Annotated in this window: 16 protein-coding genes; 12 read left to right on the top strand and 4 right to left on the bottom strand. The window is 60.7% G+C overall.

Translation table 11 applies throughout. The features are described 5' to 3' along the window. The first annotated feature begins 19 nt into the window (after positions 1-19). Complete coding sequence (gene lptF, locus U0029_RS11715) at positions 20-1,138, top strand: LPS export ABC transporter permease LptF (RefSeq protein WP_012416821.1); 1,119 nt, start codon at positions 20-22, stop codon at positions 1,136-1,138. A gap of 6 nt (positions 1,139-1,144) precedes the next feature. On the opposite strand, the gene U0029_RS11710 is transcribed toward lptF, so the two are convergent. Beyond that, positions 1,145-2,068 (bottom strand): LysR family transcriptional regulator, encoded by a 924-nt coding sequence (locus U0029_RS11710; protein ID WP_114851831.1) that lies wholly within the window; start codon positions 2,066-2,068, stop codon positions 1,145-1,147. A 150-nt stretch (positions 2,069-2,218) separates the two neighbouring features. Here U0029_RS11710 and U0029_RS11705 point away from each other — a divergent pair, with 150 nt between their 5' ends. The 4 genes from U0029_RS11705 to U0029_RS11690 all read left to right on the top strand — a co-directional run bounded on the left by U0029_RS11705 (position 2,219) and on the right by U0029_RS11690 (position 6,989). Continuing rightward, on the top strand, positions 2,219-3,427 hold the full coding sequence (locus U0029_RS11705) for an ABC transporter substrate-binding protein (RefSeq protein WP_012416823.1): 1,209 nt from the start codon (positions 2,219-2,221) through the stop codon (positions 3,425-3,427). Positions 3,428-3,484: 57 nt separating this feature from the next. After that, entirely contained in the window at positions 3,485-4,978 is a 1,494-nt protein-coding gene (locus U0029_RS11700; RefSeq protein WP_012416824.1) for a CoA-acylating methylmalonate-semialdehyde dehydrogenase, read from the top strand. Between the two features lie 481 nt (positions 4,979-5,459). Further along, positions 5,460-6,404, top strand: coding sequence for a CysB family HTH-type transcriptional regulator (locus U0029_RS11695; RefSeq protein ID WP_012416825.1), 945 nt, complete (start codon positions 5,460-5,462; stop codon positions 6,402-6,404). Positions 6,405-6,653: 249 nt separating this feature from the next. Continuing rightward, entirely contained in the window at positions 6,654-6,989 is a 336-nt protein-coding gene (locus U0029_RS11690) for a DUF2325 domain-containing protein (RefSeq protein WP_012416826.1), read from the top strand. 199 nt (positions 6,990-7,188) lie between these two features. Here U0029_RS11690 and U0029_RS11685 read toward each other — a convergent pair whose 3' ends face one another. Beyond that, positions 7,189-7,845 (bottom strand): C40 family peptidase, encoded by a 657-nt coding sequence (locus tag U0029_RS11685; RefSeq protein ID WP_012416827.1) that lies wholly within the window; start codon positions 7,843-7,845, stop codon positions 7,189-7,191. 269 nt (positions 7,846-8,114) lie between these two features. Here U0029_RS11685 and U0029_RS11680 point away from each other — a divergent pair, with 269 nt between their 5' ends. The 5 genes from U0029_RS11680 (at position 8,115) to ltaE (ending at position 15,207) form a co-directional block, all read left to right on the top strand. Continuing rightward, on the top strand, positions 8,115-10,004 hold the full coding sequence (locus U0029_RS11680; RefSeq protein ID WP_114851832.1) for a propionate--CoA ligase: 1,890 nt from the start codon (positions 8,115-8,117) through the stop codon (positions 10,002-10,004). After that, entirely contained in the window at positions 10,001-10,408 is a 408-nt protein-coding gene (locus U0029_RS11675; protein WP_012416829.1) for a heme-binding protein, read from the top strand. The genes U0029_RS11680 and U0029_RS11675 overlap by 4 nt, the downstream gene beginning before the upstream one ends. A 26-nt stretch (positions 10,409-10,434) precedes the next feature. Then, complete coding sequence (locus U0029_RS11670) at positions 10,435-11,706, top strand: MFS transporter (RefSeq protein ID WP_231838672.1); 1,272 nt, start codon at positions 10,435-10,437, stop codon at positions 11,704-11,706. A 139-nt stretch (positions 11,707-11,845) separates the two neighbouring features. Further along, the gene (gene acs, locus U0029_RS11665) at positions 11,846-13,825 is read left to right on the top strand and encodes an acetate--CoA ligase (protein WP_012416831.1); all 1,980 of its coding nucleotides are present in this window, start codon (positions 11,846-11,848) and stop codon (positions 13,823-13,825) included. 368 nt (positions 13,826-14,193) lie between these two features. Beyond that, positions 14,194-15,207: a low-specificity L-threonine aldolase gene (ltaE, locus tag U0029_RS11660; protein WP_012416832.1), complete on the top strand. Its 1,014-nt coding sequence runs from the start codon at positions 14,194-14,196 to the stop codon at positions 15,205-15,207. 66 nt (positions 15,208-15,273) lie between these two features. Here the strand turns inward: ltaE and U0029_RS11655 are convergent, their stop codons facing one another. Together U0029_RS11655 and U0029_RS11650 are read right to left on the bottom strand one after the other, a co-directional pair. Beyond that, positions 15,274-16,107: an NAD-dependent epimerase/dehydratase family protein gene (locus U0029_RS11655; protein WP_012416833.1), complete on the bottom strand. Its 834-nt coding sequence runs from the start codon at positions 16,105-16,107 to the stop codon at positions 15,274-15,276. Positions 16,108-16,239: 132 nt separating this feature from the next. Beyond that, positions 16,240-17,886: an electron transfer flavoprotein-ubiquinone oxidoreductase gene (locus U0029_RS11650; protein WP_039051630.1), complete on the bottom strand. Its 1,647-nt coding sequence runs from the start codon at positions 17,884-17,886 to the stop codon at positions 16,240-16,242. 135 nt (positions 17,887-18,021) lie between these two features. Here U0029_RS11650 and U0029_RS11645 point away from each other — a divergent pair, with 135 nt between their 5' ends. Both U0029_RS11645 and U0029_RS11640 read left to right on the top strand, forming a co-directional pair. Beyond that, a complete protein-coding gene (locus U0029_RS11645; protein ID WP_012416835.1) occupies positions 18,022-18,474 on the top strand; it encodes an acyl-CoA thioesterase in 453 nt (150 codons plus the stop codon). 108 nt (positions 18,475-18,582) lie between these two features. Further along, entirely contained in the window at positions 18,583-19,281 is a 699-nt protein-coding gene (locus U0029_RS11640; RefSeq protein ID WP_012416836.1) for a CoA transferase subunit A, read from the top strand. The last annotated feature ends 3 nt before the right edge of the window (positions 19,282-19,284 follow it).

Raw genomic sequence — 19,284 nt, 5'->3', positions numbered from 1 at the left:
TTATCCCGCATATTCTCACATGTCTCTATTTAAACGGTCTGTCGTCAGCGAGATTACCAGCCATGCTGGCGTGGTCTTCTCCACTCTTGTGGTGGTTTGGCTGAGTGTTCTGCTGGTGCGTCTGTTGGGCGAGGCTGCGGGAGGTACGATCGGCGCGGACGTGGTTCTTGGCCTAGCGGCCTTTTCCACCATTACTGCCTTACCGACAATTCTTGCGGTTTCGCTCTTTATCGCCGTGCTGACGACGGTGACGCGGAATTACCGGGAATCGGAAATGGTGGTCTGGTTCGCCAGCGGCTTGTCGCTGGCGGATTGGGTGCGCCCCGTGTTGCGCGTTGCGATTCCGGTTGCCCTGATGGTGGCGGGCCTGACGTTGGTGGCGGCTCCCTGGGCGTATCGGCAGATTGGCGAGTACCGCGAGCGCTTTGAACAACGCTCCGATCTGTCTAAGGTGGCAGCGGGGCAGTTTGCGGAATCCGGGCGCGGCAATCGCGTGTTTTTCGCGGAAGACCCGGTCGATCCGGGCGATGAATTGGGCGCGGTGTTCGCGCGCGCCATCGATCCTGAATGGTTCAGCGTCCTGACGGCGAAAAGCGCTCGTGGCGAAACGCTGGAAAACGGCGATCGCTTTCTGGTGCTAAGTAAAGGCCACCGCTACGACCTCAAGCCTGGCACGCCCGAGGTGCGTCTCACTAATTTCGAAGAGTACGGCATCCGCCTGGAAAGCAAGGGCGGAGAAGATCCTATCGCTTCGGCGCGTGCTGCGGCTGAGCGCTCGAGCAAAGCCCGTTCGACGACCCAGCTTATGGAAGACAACACCAATAGCTCGTGGTCGCAGGTCATGTGGCGCGTATCCTTGCCGCTGGCGGCGCTCAATCTTGCTTTGCTGGCAATTCCGCTGGGCGCCGTGAACCCGCGCCTGGGGCGTTCGGGAGACCTCCTGATCGCCGGCCTGGTGGGCTTGCTCTACATTAACCTGATCAATCTTTCGCGCGCTTGGATCAGCAGCGGCAAGCTGCCGTTTGGCGTTGGGGTGTCGGCGATTCATATCATCGTGCTGGCCTTCACGGTATTCCTGCTCTACAAGCGCCTGCGCGTGAAGGCGCCCAAGCCGCCCAAGACCGCCGCAGCGGCCTGAGCCGTCTCAATCCAGGCCTGTCACCAGTTGGCCCGCGCGGCCCGCGAGCAGTTCCTGATTGCGTTCTGCGGCCGCGCGCATGAAGTCCCACAGCAGGCTCATGCGCTTGAGACGGTAGAGATCTTCGTGGCAATACATCCAGAAGCTGCGTGTGATGGCGACATCGCCGCCGAGCACCGGCTTCAGGCGCGAGTCTTGCGCGGCGATGAAACAGGGCAGGATGGCCAGTGATTGGCCTTGCAGCGCGGCGTGGTATTGCGCCACGACGCTGGTGCTGCGTAACACGACGCGGCTGTTTGGCAGCAAATCCTCCAGGTAACGTAAGCGCTCGCTGAACAGCAACTCATCCACATAGCCGATGAAGCTATGTCCCGACAGGTCGGCCCGTGTGCGTATCGGAGGATGGCGCGCCAGATATTGCGGTGTGCCATACAGCATCAATGTGTAGTCGCACAAACGGCTGCAAATATAAGGGCCGCGTTGTGGACGTTCGATGGTGATGGCGAGATCGGCCTCGCGCTTGGATAAGCTGACAAAGCGCGGTACCGGCAGGATATCCAGCGTGATGTGTGGATAGCGGCGTTGGAAGTCGGCCGCCAGCGGCGTCACGACATAACTGCCGAAACCTTCGGTGGCGCCGATGCGGATATGGCCGGAAGGAGCCTGGCCGATGCCGGATAGATTTTCCCGCGCCGCATGTACGGTGCTCTCCAATTGTTCGGCATGCACGAAAAGACGCTGGCCGTCTTCGGTAAGCACAAAGCCGGCGCTGCGGGATTTTTCAAACAACAGGCTGCCGAGCTCGGCTTCCAGGGCACGGATGCGCCGCGCCACGGTCGTGTGTTCGACGCCCAATGTGCGAGCGGCGGCGCTGACGCGCTGGCTGCGCGCCACCTCCAAAAAGTAACGCAGGCTGTCCCAATCCAGCATGGTCTTGTCCCTTGGCTCGTGGATGTCTTGTGTATTTATGCACAAGACATGTGCATTTCTGGCGTTGCTGGTGGATTTTCACACATCTACACTAGCCCGAGCCGCCGCCTCGATGTGGCAGGCATAAAAAAATTCTTAGGAGACAGGCATATGAAATCACGCGGTGTTGCCGCAGGGTTATGCGTGGGCGCTTTGCTGGGGGGGCAGGCTTGGGCGGCCACGCCGCCGGTCAAGATCGGTGTGTTGACGGATATGTCCGGCACCTATGCCGGCATGGGTGGCCCAGGATCGGTCGCCGCCGCGCAACTGGCCATCGATGATTGCCTGGCCGCCGAATGCAAAGGCATGAAAATCGAGCTGGTGTCTGCGGATAATCAGAATAAGGCAGACGTAGGGGCGGCGCGCGCCCGCGAATGGTTTGACCGTGATGGGGTGAGCGCTATCGCCGACTTGACCAATTCTGCCGTAGCACTGGCGGTTCAAGGCATCGCACGGGAAAAAAACAAGGTCGTGATGTTCTCCGGACCGGCCACGACGGCGCTGACGAACAAGGATTGCTCGCCCGTGGGTTTTCACTGGATGTTCGACACCTATTCGCAGTCCGCAGGTGGCGCGAAGGCGACAGTGAAGGCGGGCGGCAAGTCCTGGTATTTCGTGACTGTGGATTACGCCTTTGGTCATTCTCTGGAGGCCGATACGGTCAAGGCGGTCAAGGCGCTGGACGGCACGGTCGTGGGTAGCGTGCGCCATCCTTTGAATGCGCCCGATTTCGCGTCTTACCTCTTACAGGCGCAAAGCTCCAAGGCTCAGGTGGTGGCGCTGGCCAATGGCGGGCAGGATACGGTCAACGCGGTCAAACAGGCGCGCGAGTTTGGCATTGTCGAAGGCGGCCAGCGTCTGGTGTCGCTCTTGATCTTTCTGTCGGATCTGCGCGCCCTCGGGCTGGATAGCGCGCAGGGCTTGTCGTATGTGGATGGTTTCTATTGGGACCATGACGATGACACACGCGCTTGGTCGGCGCGCTTCGAAAAGGCTTTTCGGGGTTTGAAACCCACCATGACCCAGGCGGGCGTGTATTCCAGTGTGCTGCACTATTTACGCGCGGTGGCTGCGACTGGCAGCACCGATGGCAAGGTCGTCGCCGACAAGATGCGTGAACTGCCGATCAAAGACCCCATTATGCGCAATGCGGCAATCCGCCCCGACGGCCGGGTCATTCACGATATGTATCTGTATGAAGTGAAAAAGCCCGCCGAATCCAAGGGCGGCTGGGACTATTCCAGGCTGATCGCGACGATCCCCGCCGCAGAAGCCTTTCAGCCGCTGGCGGACTCCACCTGCCCGTTGGTCAAGTCTTGAGTGATCTACCTGGGCGGCCCGCTGGCCGCTCACATCTGCCTGTCTGAGGAGCAAGCAATGAGTGAAGTTCCCCGCGTGCCGCTGTTGATTGGCGGCAAATTGGTGCAGTCCAAAACCACCCACTGGCGTGATGTGATCAACCCGGCCAATCAGGAGGTGGTGGCCCAGGTGCCCTTTGCCACCCGCGAGGAGCTGGACCTGGCCGTGGCCGACGCCAAACAGGCGTTTCAAACCTGGCGTAACGCGGGCCAGGGCCAGCGCATGCGCGTGATGTTGAGGTTTCAGCAATTGCTGCGCGAGAACAGCGGCAAGCTGGCCGAAATGATCACCCGCGAGCATGGCAAGACGCTGCCTGACGCGGAAGGGGAGGTCGGCCGGGGGCTGGAAGTAGTGGAGCACGCCTGCTCGATTGCCAGTCTGCAATTGGGTGAGTACGCCGAGAACGCCGCCTCGGGTATCGACGTCTACACGCTGATCCAGCCACTGGGGGTATGCGCGGGCATTACCGCCTTCAATTTTCCGGTGATGTTGCCTTGCTTCATGTTTCCGATCGCCGTGTCTTGCGGCAACACCTTCGTGCTCAAGCCTTCTGAGCAGGACCCGACAGCCTCGCTCTATCTGGCGCAACTGGCGCTGGAGGCGGGCCTGCCGCCGGGTGTGCTGAACGTGGTGCACGGCGGTCCCGATATCGCCAATGGCCTGTGCGAACATCCGGATATCAAGGCGGTATCTTTTATCGGTTCGACTCGGGTCGGCACCGAGATTTACGATCGAGCCTCTAAGGCTGGCAAACGTTGCCAATCAATGATGGGTGCCAAGAATCATTGCGTTGTCCTGCCGGACGCCGATCCTGAGGTGGCGCTCAATCAATTGGTGGGCGCGGCCTTCGGGGCGGCGGGCCAGCGTTGCATGGCGACTTCCGTTGCCGTGCTCGTCGGCGAGGCGCGCAACTGGTTGCCGGATTTCGTCGAGCGCTCCCGCAAGCTGAAGGTCAATGTCGGCACGGACCGCGAAGCCGACCTGGGCCCGCTCGTGTCCATCAATGCCCGCAAGCGCGTGGAAAGCCTGATTCAGCAGGGCGTGGATGAGGGCGCCAAGCTGCTGTTGGACGGCCGTGGCGTCAAGGTGGAGGGCTATGCCGCAGGCAACTTCGTGGGCCCCACCATCTTTGACGGCGTGACCGAAGCCATGAGCATTTATCAGGAGGAGATTTTCGGTCCTGTGTTGTGCGTGGTGGGCGTGGAAACCCTGGAGGAGGCGGTGGCCTTCATCAATCGCAATCCTAACGGCAACGGCGTGGCGCTCTTCACGCAGGACGGCGGCGCAGCGCGCTATTTCCAGAATCATATCGATGTCGGGCAGGTGGGCATCAACATCCCGATTCCTGTTCCTGTGGCCTGGTTCAGCTTTACCGGATCGCGCGGCTCCAAGCTGGGTGACCTAGGCCCCAATGGCAAACAGGCGGTGCAGTTTTGGACGCAGACCAAAACCGTGACCGCTCGTTGGTCGGCGCATGGCCGCTCAGTGAATACCACCATCACGATGCGCTGAACCTCAGGCCGTCGCCTATTCAGGGCTGCGGGCAGCCCTGCCGTGCTTGCACAAGATCTTCTTGCCGGCCTGCCGACACTGGCGGCGATCGGGTTTGCAGGCCAGGCACGGACTGCCTCCATCATGCTTGCTCGATGGGGGCGAGTCTCGCATAACGTAGGGACGCCGGCACTGGCCTCGAGCCCTGCTCGGTGGCGGGTGACAGATGTCCTGGCCAGCGGTTTGCCGCGCTATGGCTGAGCAAGGTGTCGCCCCGGGGTCTTTGTGTGATGCGTTCTGCTCAAGGGAGGATGACGATAGACCTTGACGGCGGGCATCCTGGCCACGGGATGGTTTGCGTTCGGCGTCTTGCCACCTCAGCCAACACTCATGCATGGTGAAAAAACGAGCACAGCACTCAGGTTTATGCTTATATGAATATGTGATTTAGGACGCGGCCTATATTACTTACAATAGGGTATAAAAATGGGGACCTGCCTCTATGAACCTGCAGCAATTTCGCTTTGTGCGCGAAACCATTCGCCGTGACTTCAATCTTACTGAAGCGGCGCGCATGCTCTACACCTCGCAGCCTGGCGTGTCCAAGGCCATCATCGAATTCGAAGATGAGCTGGGCATCAAGATTTTCGAACGTCACGGCAAGCGGATCAAAGGGCTGACCAAGCCCGGTCTGGCTGTCTCGCAGGTCATCGACCGCATCATGCGTGAAGTCGACAATCTGAAAAAAGTCAGCGATGAGTTTGCTCGTCGAGATGAAGGCGGTTTGGTGATTGCCTGCACGCACACCCAGGCCCGCTATCTTTTGCCGCGCGTGATTCCGGCCTTCCGCAAGCAATTCCCCAAGGTGCATCTGTCGCTGGCTGAAGGCAGCCCGGCGCAACTGGCGGAAATGGTGTTGCACGAGCAGGCCGACCTGGCCCTGGCGACCGAGTCGCTGGCGCTGACGCCCGGCCTGGTGACCATGCCTGTCTACACCTGGGAGCACACGGTGGTGGTGCGCCCGGATCATCCGCTGGCCGAATTGAAGTCTTCCGAAGCCAAGCGCCTGAGCCTGGCGCAGTTGGCCGAGTATCCCATTGTGACCTATGACCGGGCATTTACCGGCCGCAGCACGATTGATGAGGTGTTCGCCAACCAGTCTATTCATCCGGATATCGTGCTCGAGGCCATCGACGCCGACGTCATCAAGACCTATGTGGATGTGGGTTTGGGGATAGGCATCATCGCGGGCGTTGCTTATGATCCGCGCCGTGATGGCAATCTCGTGGGGCTGCCGGTCGGCCATCTGTTCGGCACACACACGACGCGCGTCGGGGTGAAATCGGGCGTATTCCTGCGCGACTACGTCTATACCTTTCTTGAAATGCTGGCGCCCTCATTGACCCGGCAAGCCGTAAGCGACGCGGTCGGTCACGATAAGACGTGAGCCTGGTGTTGATCTATCCGCGCTTCAGGGGGGGCATCCCCTGGCAGATAGGCCGTTCAAGCTGTTGGCGGCCAGCCGGCTGCGACCGGCGAGATAGCGTTAGCAAATGGCCTGGGAGGAAGGGGTCAGGGAAGCTATGCCGAGTTGCTACCCGATTAAAATAATTAAATGGGAATGACTCTCATTTGATTGACTATTCAATGGGAATCATTATCATTACAGCTCATGCAATCAGCAATGAGGTGAATCATGGTGGCAGGCTTGAGCGCGGTGGTGGTCGGTGCAGACCGTCTGGGCAACATCCCCGATCTGCTGAAGGGGCACAATATTTCGATCACGCATCACATCAGCGGGCGTGATCCTTCGCATCAAAAGAAAACGTTGCAACTGCCATCTGGCACGCAGTTGGTTATTCTTCTAACCGATTTTCTTGGCCATAACGTCATGAAAACCTTCCGCAACGCGGCGCAGCGTGGCGGCATACGGGTCGTGGCTTGTCGGCGCTCGGTCTGCAGCATGCAGCAAGCCCTTCAGCAATGCGGGCTGTGCAGCCAGGCCTGCGACAAAAAAGTCACCAAACACTGAACGCCTCATGCCACCCGTTTTAGTCCTGCCCTCCAATGTCCGGGTGTTGTCCTGACTTTTATTAGCTTGCGATGAGTAGGGTTGTTTGCCCCAGTCCGCGCCCCGTTATCGGGGCTTTTTATTGGGCGTGTCCAGTCGCGCTTGCAGCGGCAAAACGCCGGCGTAAAGCCGGCGTTTTAGGCTGATGAGGCGAAGGCTATCAGTTGTTCGAAGCCTGGGCTAGCAGGCTGCCATCCAGCCGGCGGGCGCCGTTAAAACGCTTGGACCAGTAGGCGATGGTCATGTTTTCAACCCGCACCACACCGCCCGCGCTGGGCGAATGCACGAAGCGGTTGTCACCCATATAAATGCCCACATGCGAGTAGCGTCTGCCCAAGGTGTTGAAAAACACTAGGTCGCCGGGTCGCAGTTCTTTGCGGTCGATAACGGTGGATTGGCGAGCGAGGTCGGCGGCGTTACGCGGCAGCTTGAGGCCGAGGGAACGTTCAGCTGAATAGGCAATCAGGCCGCTGCAATCAAAGCCGGTGTCGGGCGAGGTGCCGCCGAAACGGTAACGCACACCCAGTTGATTCAGGGCCTCGGCAACCAGCGCGCTTTCGCTGCGGAAAGGCGCCTGCACCTGGCGTTGGCGTTCGCGCTTGAGTTTATGGGTCACCAGAAGACCGATAGGGTCTTCGGTAGTGGCGACCCACTCGGTTTCGTAGGGGTCGATTTCGGAGTCGTAGGCGTTAGCAGACTTGTTGCTCTTGGTCGCGCATCCGGCCATCACTGCCACGCAAAAGACCGACGCAAGAAGGCGCAGGCCACGGCGGGCTGAGCGGAGGGAGGGACGCGCGATGTAGGAGTGTCGATGCATGCTCGCCGAAACCGTTTCAGACCCTCGGAGCTGGGGGCTGAAACCTGGTTAGGAAAAATTTATGACTGGATTCTATCAAACCTATTATTACATCCGGGTGTAAGCACATGGGAAAAGTAGAAATTTCGTACCCGAATGAAGCCTGGGGGAATCCCGGGGGTGGCCGGCAAGCCTGGTGCAAGGTTGACTGCCGACAATAAGAGCAGGCGATTTAGGGCAGCATCGCCGATTCCTAAGAAAAGCTGGCAAACCATAACAGGAGACAAGGCATGGAAAGAACCCGGGATTTCCACTATCGGTCGATTCACGATAGGGATGCCTTTTGGCGTGAGCAGGCAGGGCGCATTCACTGGGAAACGCCGTTCGACGAAGTCTTGGACTTTAGCCACCCCCCTTTTTCACGATGGTTTGTCGGTGGGCGCACGAATCTTTGCTACAACGGCGTGGATCGCTGGTTGCCCCAGGCCGCGGATGCTCCTGCGCTGATCTGGGTGTCGACAGAGGTGGACCGCGAGCAGGTGTACACGCGGCGTGAGCTGTATGAGGAGGTGAACGCGGTGGCGTCCATGTTGCGCGAGCAGGGGGTAGGCCGTGGCGACCGTGTGCTGCTGTACATGCCCATGGTGCCGGAAGCGGTGTTCGTCATGCTGGCCTGCGCACGCATCGGCGCTATCCATTCCGTGGTGTTTGGCGGTTTTGCCTCGGTCAATCTTGCTCAGCGCATCGATGATGCCCGGCCTAAAGTGGTGGTATGCACCGACGGCGGTTCACGCGCTGGCAAGGTGGTGGCCTACAAGCCGCTGCTGGATAAGGCGCTGGCGCTGGCGCAGCATCCTCCTGCCAGCGTGCTCGTGTTTGACCGGGGTTTGGCGGCCTGCGAACGCCAACCGGGCCGCGACCATGATTACGCAGCGCTGCGCGCCCGGCATGAGGGCGCGCGGGTGCCCGTGACCTGGCTGGAGTCATCCGAGCCGAGCTACATTCTCTACACCTCGGGCACGACCGGCCGCCCCAAAGGCGTGCAGCGAGATACGGGGGGATATGCCGTGGCGTTGGCGTCCTCGATGGAATATCTGTTTGACGGCAAACCCGGCGATACCTATTTCTGCACCAGCGATATCGGCTGGGTGGTGGGCCACTCTTATATTGTTTACGGGCCGCTGATAGGCGGGCAGGCCAGCATTCTGTATGAGGGCACGCCGGTGCGGCTTGACGGGGCGATTCTTTGGCGCCTCGTGGAGCGCTATCGTGTCAATACCCTGTTTTCCGCCCCGACTGCGGTGCGCGTGCTCAAGCGCCAGGAACCGGCCTTGCTCAGGCAGCATGATCTGTCATCCTTGCGCGCGCTTTACCTGGCGGGTGAACCGCTGGACGAGCCTACGGCGCAATGGATAGGTGAAGGTCTGGGCAAACCCATCATCGATAACTATTGGCAGACGGAGTCCGGCTGGCCGATTCTGTCCGCGCAGCCCGGCGTCGAGCAGGTGCCGACGCGTTTTGGCAGTCCGTCATTTCCGGTATATGGGTTTGATGTGCGCGTCGTCAGCGAGATAAGCGGAGAGGATCTGGGGGCGGGCGAGAAGGGGGTGGTGGCGATTGCGCCGCCCTTGCCGCCAGGAGCCTTGTCCACGCTCTGGGGAGATGATGAGCGGTTTGTGCAGACTTATTTCAGCTCCATCCCCGGCCGTCAGTTGTATTCGACCTTTGACTGGGGTTTGCGCGACGAAGACGGCTATTGGTTCATCCTGGGGCGCACCGATGATGTGATCAATGTCGCGGGACATCGCCTGGGCACGCGCGAAATCGAAGAATCCGTCAATAGCCATGAGGACGTGGCCGAGTGCGCAGTCGTGGGGGTGTCGGATAGCCTTAAAGGTCAGGTGGCTCTGGCTTTCGTGGTGCTGAAAAGACCGGAAACCCTTGATGCGTCGGCTGCGGCGCAAGCCTTGGAAGGGGCTATCATGCGCGTGGTGGAAGATCAGCTGGGCGCGGTGGCGCGGCCGGCGCGCATCCGCTTTGTCGGGGCGTTACCCAAGACACGGTCCGGCAAAGTGTTGCGCCGGGCCATTGTGGCTATTTGCGAAGGTCGCGATCCCGGCGATCTCACCACTATTGAAGACCCCTCGTCACTCGAACAGATCAAGGAATCGCTGCAATGAAGTCCAAACTCGTCCTGGGCACTGAAGACGTCAAGAAAATTCTCGCGGCGGCCGAGGCGCACGCCTTGGCTCATCAATGGGCCGTGTCCATCGCCGTGGTGGACGATGGCGGTCATCTGCTGGGCGCGTTGCGCGGTGACGGCGCTGCGCCTATTTCTGCTTACATCGCCGCAGCCAAGGCGCGCACTTCGGCGCTGGGTCGCCGTGAGTCGCGCAACTATGAAGAACTCATTAACAACGGCCGTCATTCTTTCCTGTCCGTTCCTGAGCTGGAAGCCTTGCTGGAAGGGGGCGTCCCCGTTCTTGCCGATGGCCAGGTGGTGGGGGCCGTGGGGGTTTCGGGTGTGAAGTCCAGTGAGGACGCGGAAATCGCCCGTGCCGGCATCGGGGCGCTTGCCCTGTGAGTGTGCCGCCGGACAGCGTCAGCGGGATGTTGAACTCCGGCGTGCGCCGGCGTGAGGTCTGGGCCTGGGCCATGTATGACTTCGCCAACTCCGGCTACACCACCGTCATTTTGACGACGGTATTCAGCACGTATTTCGTGGCCGTGGTGGCCCAGAGCGCGCAATGGGCAACGCTGGCCTGGACGGCGGCATTGTCGCTGTCATATCTGGTCGTCATGCTGACTATGCCGGCGCTAGGCGCGCGCGCCGATGCGCGTGCCGGCAAGCGGCGCTTGCTCTACACCAGCACCGTGGGTTGCGTACTCGCGATGTCATTGCTGACCCAGACCGGCCCGGGTGATGTCTGGCTGGCCCTGGTGGCGGTCGTCCTGTCGAATTACTGCTATTGCGTGGGCGAGTCGGTGGTGGCGTCGTTCTTGCCCGAGCTGGCGCGGCCTGAAGCCTTGGGCCGGGTGTCTGGCTGGGGCTGGGGTTTCGGCTATTGCGGCGGTATGTTGACGTTGGGTCTGTGTCTGGCCGTAGTCAGCGCTGGCGAGGCGGCGGGGCAGGAGGCGGCGCAATATGTGCCCTGGGTGATCACCCTGACCTGTGCGGTATTCATGTTGGCCGCGCTGCCTTCCTTTTTCATGTTGCGTGAGCGTTCGCACGCACGCAGCCTGCACCGCCAGGGGCCCGGCATGCTGCGGCGACTGGCGGCTGCCTGGCGCGAAACCGGCGAGCGCTATCCCGAGTTTCGCAGCCTGCTGATTTGCGGCGCCTGCTATCACGCCGGCATTGCTGTCGTGATCACCCTAGCGGCTATCTATGCCAAGGAAGCGATGGGTTTCACGATGCCGCAGATCATGCTGCTGGTGTTTGCCGTCAATATCGCCGCGGCCTTAGGCGCGTTCTGTTTCGGCTATGTGCAGGATGGCATTGGCCACAAGCGCGCGCTGGCCATGACGCTGGGGTGCTGGATCATCATGGTGCTGCTGGCCTATGCAGCCACCACTGCAACGGTGTTCTGGATTGCGGCAACACTGGCGGGCTTGTGCATGGGCACGAGCCAGAGCGCCGGACGGGCCATGACGGGAGCTATGGCGCCACCCGGGCGGCTGGCGGAGTTTTTCGCACTGTGGACTTTCGCGGTGCAATTAGCGGCAGTCGTCGGGCCCTTGACCTACGGCCTGGTGACTTGGGTCACGGCAGGCAATCAGCGTCTGGCCATACTTGTGACGGGCTTGTTCTTCGTGGGAGGTCTTGCGCTGCTCAGCCGCGTTGACCTGGCGAGGGGTATTGCCCGCATAAGAGCGGCCTGAGGCCGGCTGCTATGCTTATATATTCACTTTTAAAAAGGGCGCCAGATGAGCGTTTAGCTCGCCGCCCACAAGAGCATGACGCTAGGGTTGCGCCTTAGCACAACCGCAGCATCAATAATCACGAATCCGGAGACAAACCATGTCTAACGCCATCCAATCCGTCCTGGTGGAAAACCGTGTGTTTCCCCCGCCCGAGCGCGCCGTCGAGGGCGCCAGCATTTCCGGCATGGAGGCCTATCGGGCGCTATGCCAGGAAGCCGAGCAGGATTTCAACGGTTTCTGGGCGCGCCATGCGCGCGAGAACCTGCAATGGACCAAGCCTTTCACCGAGGTGCTGGACGAAAGCAACGCGCCGTTTTACCGCTGGTTTGGCGACGGTGAACTGAATGTGTCGGCCAATTGTCTGGATGTTCATCTCGGCAATGGCAACGCCGACAAGACGGCCATCATTTTCGAGGCCGATGACGGCCAGGTCGAGAAAGTCAGCTACCGTGAGCTGCTGGCCCGTGTCTGCCGCTTCGCCAATGGCTTGAAGTCCCTGGGCTACAAGAAGGGCGATCGCGCCATCATCTACATGCCCATGTCGATTGAGGCCGTGGTGGCCATGCAGGCCTGCGCCCGTTTGGGCGTGACCCACTCGGTGGTGTTCGGCGGTTTCTCGGCCAAGAGTTTGCAGGAACGCATTGTTGACGTGGGCGCGTCGCTTGTCATCACGGCCGATGAGCAGGTGCGCGGCGGCAAGGTCATTCCGCTCAAGCCTGCCGTTGAAGAAGCCTTTGCGATGGGGGGCTGCGATGCGGTCTCCAAGGTGATCGTTTACCGCCGCACCGGCGGCAAGATCGCCTGGCAAGAGGGCCGTGATCTCTGGATGCATGAGGTGCAGGCCGGCCAGCCGGATACCTGCGAGCCGGTGCCGGTCGAGGCTGAGCATCCGCTGTTCATCCTCTATACCTCGGGCTCGACAGGAAAGCCCAAGGGCGTGCAGCATGCTTCGGCCGGTTATCTGCTGTGGTCCTTGCTGACGGTCAAGTGGACGTTTGACGCTCGCGCCAGCGATGTCTATTGGTGCACGGCGGATGTGGGCTGGATCACCGGTCACACTTATATTACCTATGGCCCCCTGGCGGCAGGGTTGACGCAGGTCGTGTTCGAGGGGGTGCCGACTTTCCCCAATGCAGGCCGTTTCTGGGACATGATTGCGCGTCATAAGGTCAGCGTTTTTTACACCGCGCCCACTGCCATCCGTTCGCTCATCAAGGCATCGGAGGCCGCACCGCAAACGCATCCGCGCAACTTCGATTTGAACAGTCTGCGCATTATCGGCACGGTGGGCGAACCCATTAATCCGGAGGCTTGGATCTGGTATCACAAACAGGTCGGCCAAGAGCGTTGCCCGATTGTCGATACTTGGTGGCAGACCGAGACGGGTGGTCACATGATTACGCCCTTGCCAGGCGCCACGCCGCTCAAGCCGGGGTCGTGCACCTTGCCTTTGCCCGGCATTACTGCGGCCATCGTCGATGAGACGGGGGCCGATGTCGAGCAGGGTAATGGCGGTTTCCTGGTCATCAAGCGGCCCTGGCCTTCGATGATACGCACCATCTGGGGCGACCCCGAGCGTTTCAAAAAGAGCTATTTCCCTGCTGAGCTGCGCGGCTATTATCTCGCGGGCGACGGCGCGCAGCGCGACGCGGACGGCTATTTCTGGATCATGGGTCGCATCGACGACGTGCTTAACGTCTCCGGCCACCGCCTGGGCACGATGGAAGTCGAGTCGGCGCTGGTTGCGCATGAGCTGGTGGCCGAGGCAGCCGTGGTGGGGCGTCCTGATGACACCACTGGCGAAGCCGTCGTGGCTTTTGTGGTGCTCAAAGGCGCGCGTCCGGAAGGCGAAGCGGCGCAAGCCATCGCCAAGCAATTGCGTGATTGGGTCGCCAAGGAAATCGGCCCCATTGCCAAGCCCAAGGACATCCGGTTTGGCGACAACCTGCCCAAGACGCGTTCTGGCAAGATCATGCGCCGTCTGTTGCGCGTGGTGGCCAAGGGCGAAGAAGTGACGCAGGATGTGTCTACGCTGGAAAATCCTGCCATTCTTGAACAATTGGCCAAACCGCTTTAAGCCGGATTGCCAGGGCGCATCATTAAGGCCTGCGCGAGATCGCAGGCTTTTTTTTGCCTGAAACCTGGGTCTGTTTTCTGGAGGGTTTGCGATGAACCGTAGCAGTGTCGACCGCATCGGCTTGAGCCTGATGCTGGCGGGCGGCTTGTTGCCCTGGGCTTGGATGGTGCCGCAGATTTCCCCAGTGTGGGGTGGCAATTGTGGGCGGGAATGGCCTATATCATTCTCGTGGCGATTGCGCTGGCCTGGTTGATGCTTCGAACGCCCGGCGCCGATAGCGTTGGCGGGCATGGTTTTGATTATGGCGGGGATTGTGGCGGTCAGCAGGGCTCGGCCGCGCAAAGCCCGCGAATGAAAGGGAAGGCAAGATGATCGATTTTCGTAGCGATACCGTAACCCGTCCTTCGGCGGCCATGTTGCAGGTGATGGCACAGGCGCCTGTGGGTGATGACGTGATGGGTGATGATCCCAGTGTCATCCGACTACAGCGGGCAGTGGCCGAGCGAGCCGGCAAGGAAGCGGGCTTATTCTTCCCCACGGGTACACAAAGCAATCTGGCAGGCCTGATGGCGCATTGCGGCCGTGGCGACGAGTATCTGGTGGGCCAGTTGGCGCACACTTATAAGTATGAAGGGGGCGGTGCGGCGGTGTTGGCCAGCATCCAGCCTCAGCCTGTCGAGCATGACCCCGATGGCTCACTGCCACTGGCCAAGTTGGCCGCGGCCATCAAGCCGGAGGGCGATGCGCACTATGCGCGCACACGATTACTGGCGCTGGAGAACACCTTTCACGGCAAGGTTATCCCGCAGGATTACATTCTGGAGGCCACGGCGTTCGCCCGGAGCAAGGGCTTGGGCACCCATTTGGACGGAGCGAGAGTGTTCAATGCCAGCGTGGCGACAGGTCTTGCGCTAGAGACGCTGTGCCAGCCGTTTGACAGCGTGTCGATCTGCTTTTCCAAGGGGTTGGGCGCACCGGTGGGGTCGGTGCTGGTGGGCAGCCAGGCACTGATCGATGTGGCGCGCCGCTGGCGCAAGGTGCTGGGCGGTGGCATGCGTCAGGCCGGCGTGCTGGCGGCCGCAGCGCACTATGCGCTGGATCACAATGTGACCCGGCTGGCGCAAGACCACGAAAATGCCCGTGTTCTGGGCGCGGGTCTGGCTGCGCTGCCTGGTGTGCAGGTGCTGTCGCAGCATACCAATATGGTGTTCGTGCAGTTTGCTGCTGAGCACCGTGCGGCCCTGAACCACAGCCTGAAAGAAGAGGGCATCCTGATGAGCGCCGTCTATGAGGGGCCGGTGCGTTTGGTCACCCATCTCGATATCTCGCCTGAAGCGATCCAACGGACACTGACGGTGCTGAGACGCATCTTGAAGGCCTGATCGGACCTGTTCCAGCCTGCTCCGGTGATGTCAATCAGGGCGGCCCTTGCGCCGCCCTGATTGACATCAAATCATGCCGCAGTCGATCAGCTCACGGTAGCCGGCGATGGTGTCCGGCCAGCGCAGCGCAAAACCGCTGCTCTTGAGTCGTTGATTGCTCAAGCGTTTGCTGCCGACATCGGCCGGAGGGGGGCCCGCTTCGGGAGGTGGGGCGTTCAACATGCGCGCTAGCTCGCCGTAAAGCTGATCCAGCAGCATGGGGGTGTCATCGACCCCCAAATAACAGGGCAAGGGTGCATCGATGTGCAGCAGATGATCAAGGGCCGCCGCGGCGTCATCGATATGCATGCGATTCGCCCAATGGTCAGCCGCCGCCCGAGCCTGGCCTTGACGCAAGCGTTGCAGCAATTGGGTGCGGCCTGGGCCGTAAAGGCCAGCCAGCCGCAGTGAGACTGCGCCGGGTAGGGCGGTCTGCAAGGCCTGCTCGGCTTCCAGCAGAATGCGTCCGTTAAAGCCCTGGGGTGAGGTCGGCGAGTCTTCGTCTATCCATTGGCCGCTATGCTCGCCGTAGACTGCCGACGAAGACACGAAAACCCAGCGCTCAGGCTTGCGGTTCAAGGCCGCCAGCAGATGGCGTTGGCCGTGCAAAAAAACGGCTCGGTAGCGCTCGGGCTCGCGCGCGCCAGGGGTGGGGAGATAGGCAACACGCTGAATGTGCTGCGGCAGTCCGGCCAGGCTGGCGGGGTCGGCCAGGTCAGCGGTGATCCAGCGCATCCCAGCGGGAAACGACGCGGGGGGCTGGCGGCGCAAGCCCCAGACCTCATCGCCGCGTGCGAGTAGCCGTTCGGCCACACGCAGACCCAGATCACCGCAACCGGCCAGCAAAATGGTTTGCGTCATGATTTCTCCAGCGTTCAAAAAGGGGCGTTCGTCGCTGCCTGTCAGGCTATCGATGAAGGATAGGGCAGATGGGCCGCCGTCATGGCAGAGGCGGGCCCCCGCATCAAACAGGGCGCCGAAGCGCCCTGAGGATTACATACCGTTGTAGACCGGTCCTTCGCCGCCCTGAGGCGCAACCCAGACGATATTTTGTTTCGGGTCTTTGATGTCGCAGGTCTTGCAGTGCACGCAGTTCTGCGCGTTGATCTGCAGGCGGTCGGCGCCGTGGTCATCTTTGATGAACTCGTAAACACCGGCCGGGCAGTAGCGCGCCTCAGGCCCGCCGTAGGTAGCCAGGTTGACCTCTACCGGAATGTCGGGGTTTTTCAGCGTCAGATGAATGGGCTGATTTTCTTCGTGGTTGGTATTCGAGATAAAGACCGAACTCAGGCGATCGAAGGTCAGTTTGCCATCGGGCTTGGGATAGTCGATGCGGGCGCATTGCGCGGCCGGTTGCAGGCTGGCGTGATCGGGTTTGTCGTTGCGCAGCGTCCAGGGCATTTTGCCTTTGAGCAGCAATTGTTCAACACCGGTCATGACAATGCCGACGCTGCGCCCCTTCTTAAACCATTGCTTGAAGTTACGCGCCTTGTTCAGCTCTTCGTGCAGCCACGACGATTCGAAGGCCTGCGGGTAGGCCGCCAATTCGTCGGCCCGGCGGTCGGCCACGATGGCATCGAAGGCGGCTTCCGCCGCCATCATGCCGGACTTGATGGCGGCATGGCTGCCCTTGATGCGAGAGGCGTTCAGGAAACCCGCCTCACAGCCAATCAGGGCGCCGCCCGGGAACACGAGTTTAGGCAGGGACAGCAGGCCGCCCGCGGTGATCGCACGCGCGCCGTAGGCGATGCGTTTGCCGCCTTCGAAGGTGCCGCGAATGGCCGGATGCGTTTTATAGCGCTGAAACTCTTCGAAGGGCGAGAGCCAGGGGTTGGCGTAGTCCAGGCCGACGATCAGGCCGACCACCACGATGTTGTTGTCCAGGTGGTAGAGAAAGGAGCCGCCATAGGTATCGGAGTCCAGCGGCCAGCCGGCGGTGTGCACGACGAGACCGGGACGTGATTGGGCCGGATCGACTTCCCACATTTCTTTGATGCCGATGCCATAAGACTGCGCATTACGGCCTTGCGCCAGTTTGAATCGCTCTGTGAGTTGGCGCCCCAATTGGCCGCGCGCGCCCTCGGCGAACAGCGTGTAGCGGGCCAGCAGTTCCATGCCGGGCTGGTAGTGAGCCGTGTGTGAGCCGTCACGGGCGATGCCCATGTCGCCGGTGGCCACGCCGCGCACGGCGCCGTTCTCGTCGTAAAGCACTTCGACGGCGGCAAAGCCAGGAAAAATATCAACGCCTAGCGCCTCGGCCTGCTCACCCAACCATTTAGCCACTTCGCCCAGACGGACGATGTAGTTGCCTTTATTGTGGAAACAGGCGGGCAGCAGCCACTCTGGCGTGGAGCGAGCGCCCTTGTCGGAGAGGAACAGAAACTTGTCTTGAGTGACCGGCACGTTGAGCGGCGCGCCCTTTTCTTTCCAGTCGGGGATCAGCTCGGTCAGGGCAATCGGGTCCATGACCGCGCCCGATAGAATGTGGGCGCCTATCTCAGAGCCCTTCTCAAGCACGCAGACGCTGATTTCCTGGTTTTTTTCGGCAGCCAGTTGTTTCAGGCGAATGGCGCTGGCGAGGCCAGCGGGGCCACCGCCCACGATGACCACGTCATATTCCATCGACTCGCGTTCAGACATTATAAATATCCCCTTATCCAGTCCTACACTTGCAGGAAGTATCATTAATCAAAGATGGCTCGATTGTATTGCAGCTAGCCTCGGGCTGGCCGTCATGCGTCTGCGGGCTTGAATAATGGGTTTCAGGAGTCTGGCTTGGATCAAACGGCACAAGCGCCGGCGCCGCTTCAGGCGGGCGCGCGGCATTACATCGATCTGCCCTTGCGTTGGGGCGATTCCGATGCATTGAATCATCTGAACAACACCATTTATTTCCGTCTCATGGAAGAGGCGAGAATGTCGATTCTGTATGGGGCGGGTCTGACCTTGCCTGCCCAAGAAGGGGCCATCCTCGCCCATGCTTCGTGCGATTTTCTGCGCTCTTTCGTCTATCCGGCCACGGTGCGCGTCACGCATGTGCTGACCCGTATAGGGCGCTCCAGCATGGAGTTCGAGCTGATTCTCGACAAACTGGGTGATGATAGTGGCCCCTATGCCCGAGGCCGTAATGTGCTGGTCTGGATGGATTACGTGGCCAATCGCTCGCAGCCCTGGCCGTCCGAGGCCTTGTCTCGTTTGGGGCGCCTATTCTCGCCGCCAGCCTCCTGAGATCGCATTGCTGCGATTAAAATCTGCTAAAGCAAAACAAAGTAAGGCCAGGGTTTCGCCCCTCTGGCGCACCACTGATCTCATGATCTCAAACAAGGAGTTGGAGTGATGGACAAGGTTTATGCAAGCGCCAAGGAGGCGCTGGCAGGCATCGTCAAGGATGGGCAAATGATTGCTGTCGGGGGGTTCGGCCTCTGCGGTATCCCCGAAGCCCTGATCGGCGCGCTGCGTGATTCGGGTGTCAAAGATCTGACCTGTGTGAGCAATAACGCCGGTGTCGATGGCTTTGGCCTGGGTCAGTTGCTCAACACCCGCCAAGTGCGCAAGATGATCGCTTCCTATGTGGGCGAGAACAAAGAATTCGAGCGCCAATATCTGTCTGGCGAGCTTGAGCTGGAGTTCACGCCGCAGGGCACGCTGGCCGAGAAGCTGCGTGCGGGCGGCGCGGGCATTCCGGCATTTTTCACGCGCACCGGTGTCGGCACCATCGTGGCCGAGGGTAAAGAAATCCGCGAATTCGATGGCCTGCAATATGTGATGGAGCGCTCTCTCACGCCGGATGTGTCCTTGGTCAAGGCGCATATCGCCGACCGTAGCGGCAATCTGGTGTTTCGCAAGACGGCGCGCAACTTTAATCCCAATGTGGCGATGGCAGGCAAGATCACCGTGGTCGAGGTCGAGCAGATCGTTGATACGGGCAGCCTGGACCCGGATCAGATTCATCTGCCCGGTATCTATGTCAACCGGATCGTGCTCAACGCCACCCCGGAAAAGCGCATCGAACAACGTACCACTCGCCCGGCCTGAGGA

The organism is Bordetella avium (assembly GCF_034424645.1).
GTDB classification, from domain to species: Bacteria; Pseudomonadota; Gammaproteobacteria; order Burkholderiales; family Burkholderiaceae_B; genus Bordetella; species Bordetella avium.
Note: the sequence above shows the minus strand (reverse complement) of the source record. Positions and strands in the feature narration are given on the sequence as shown.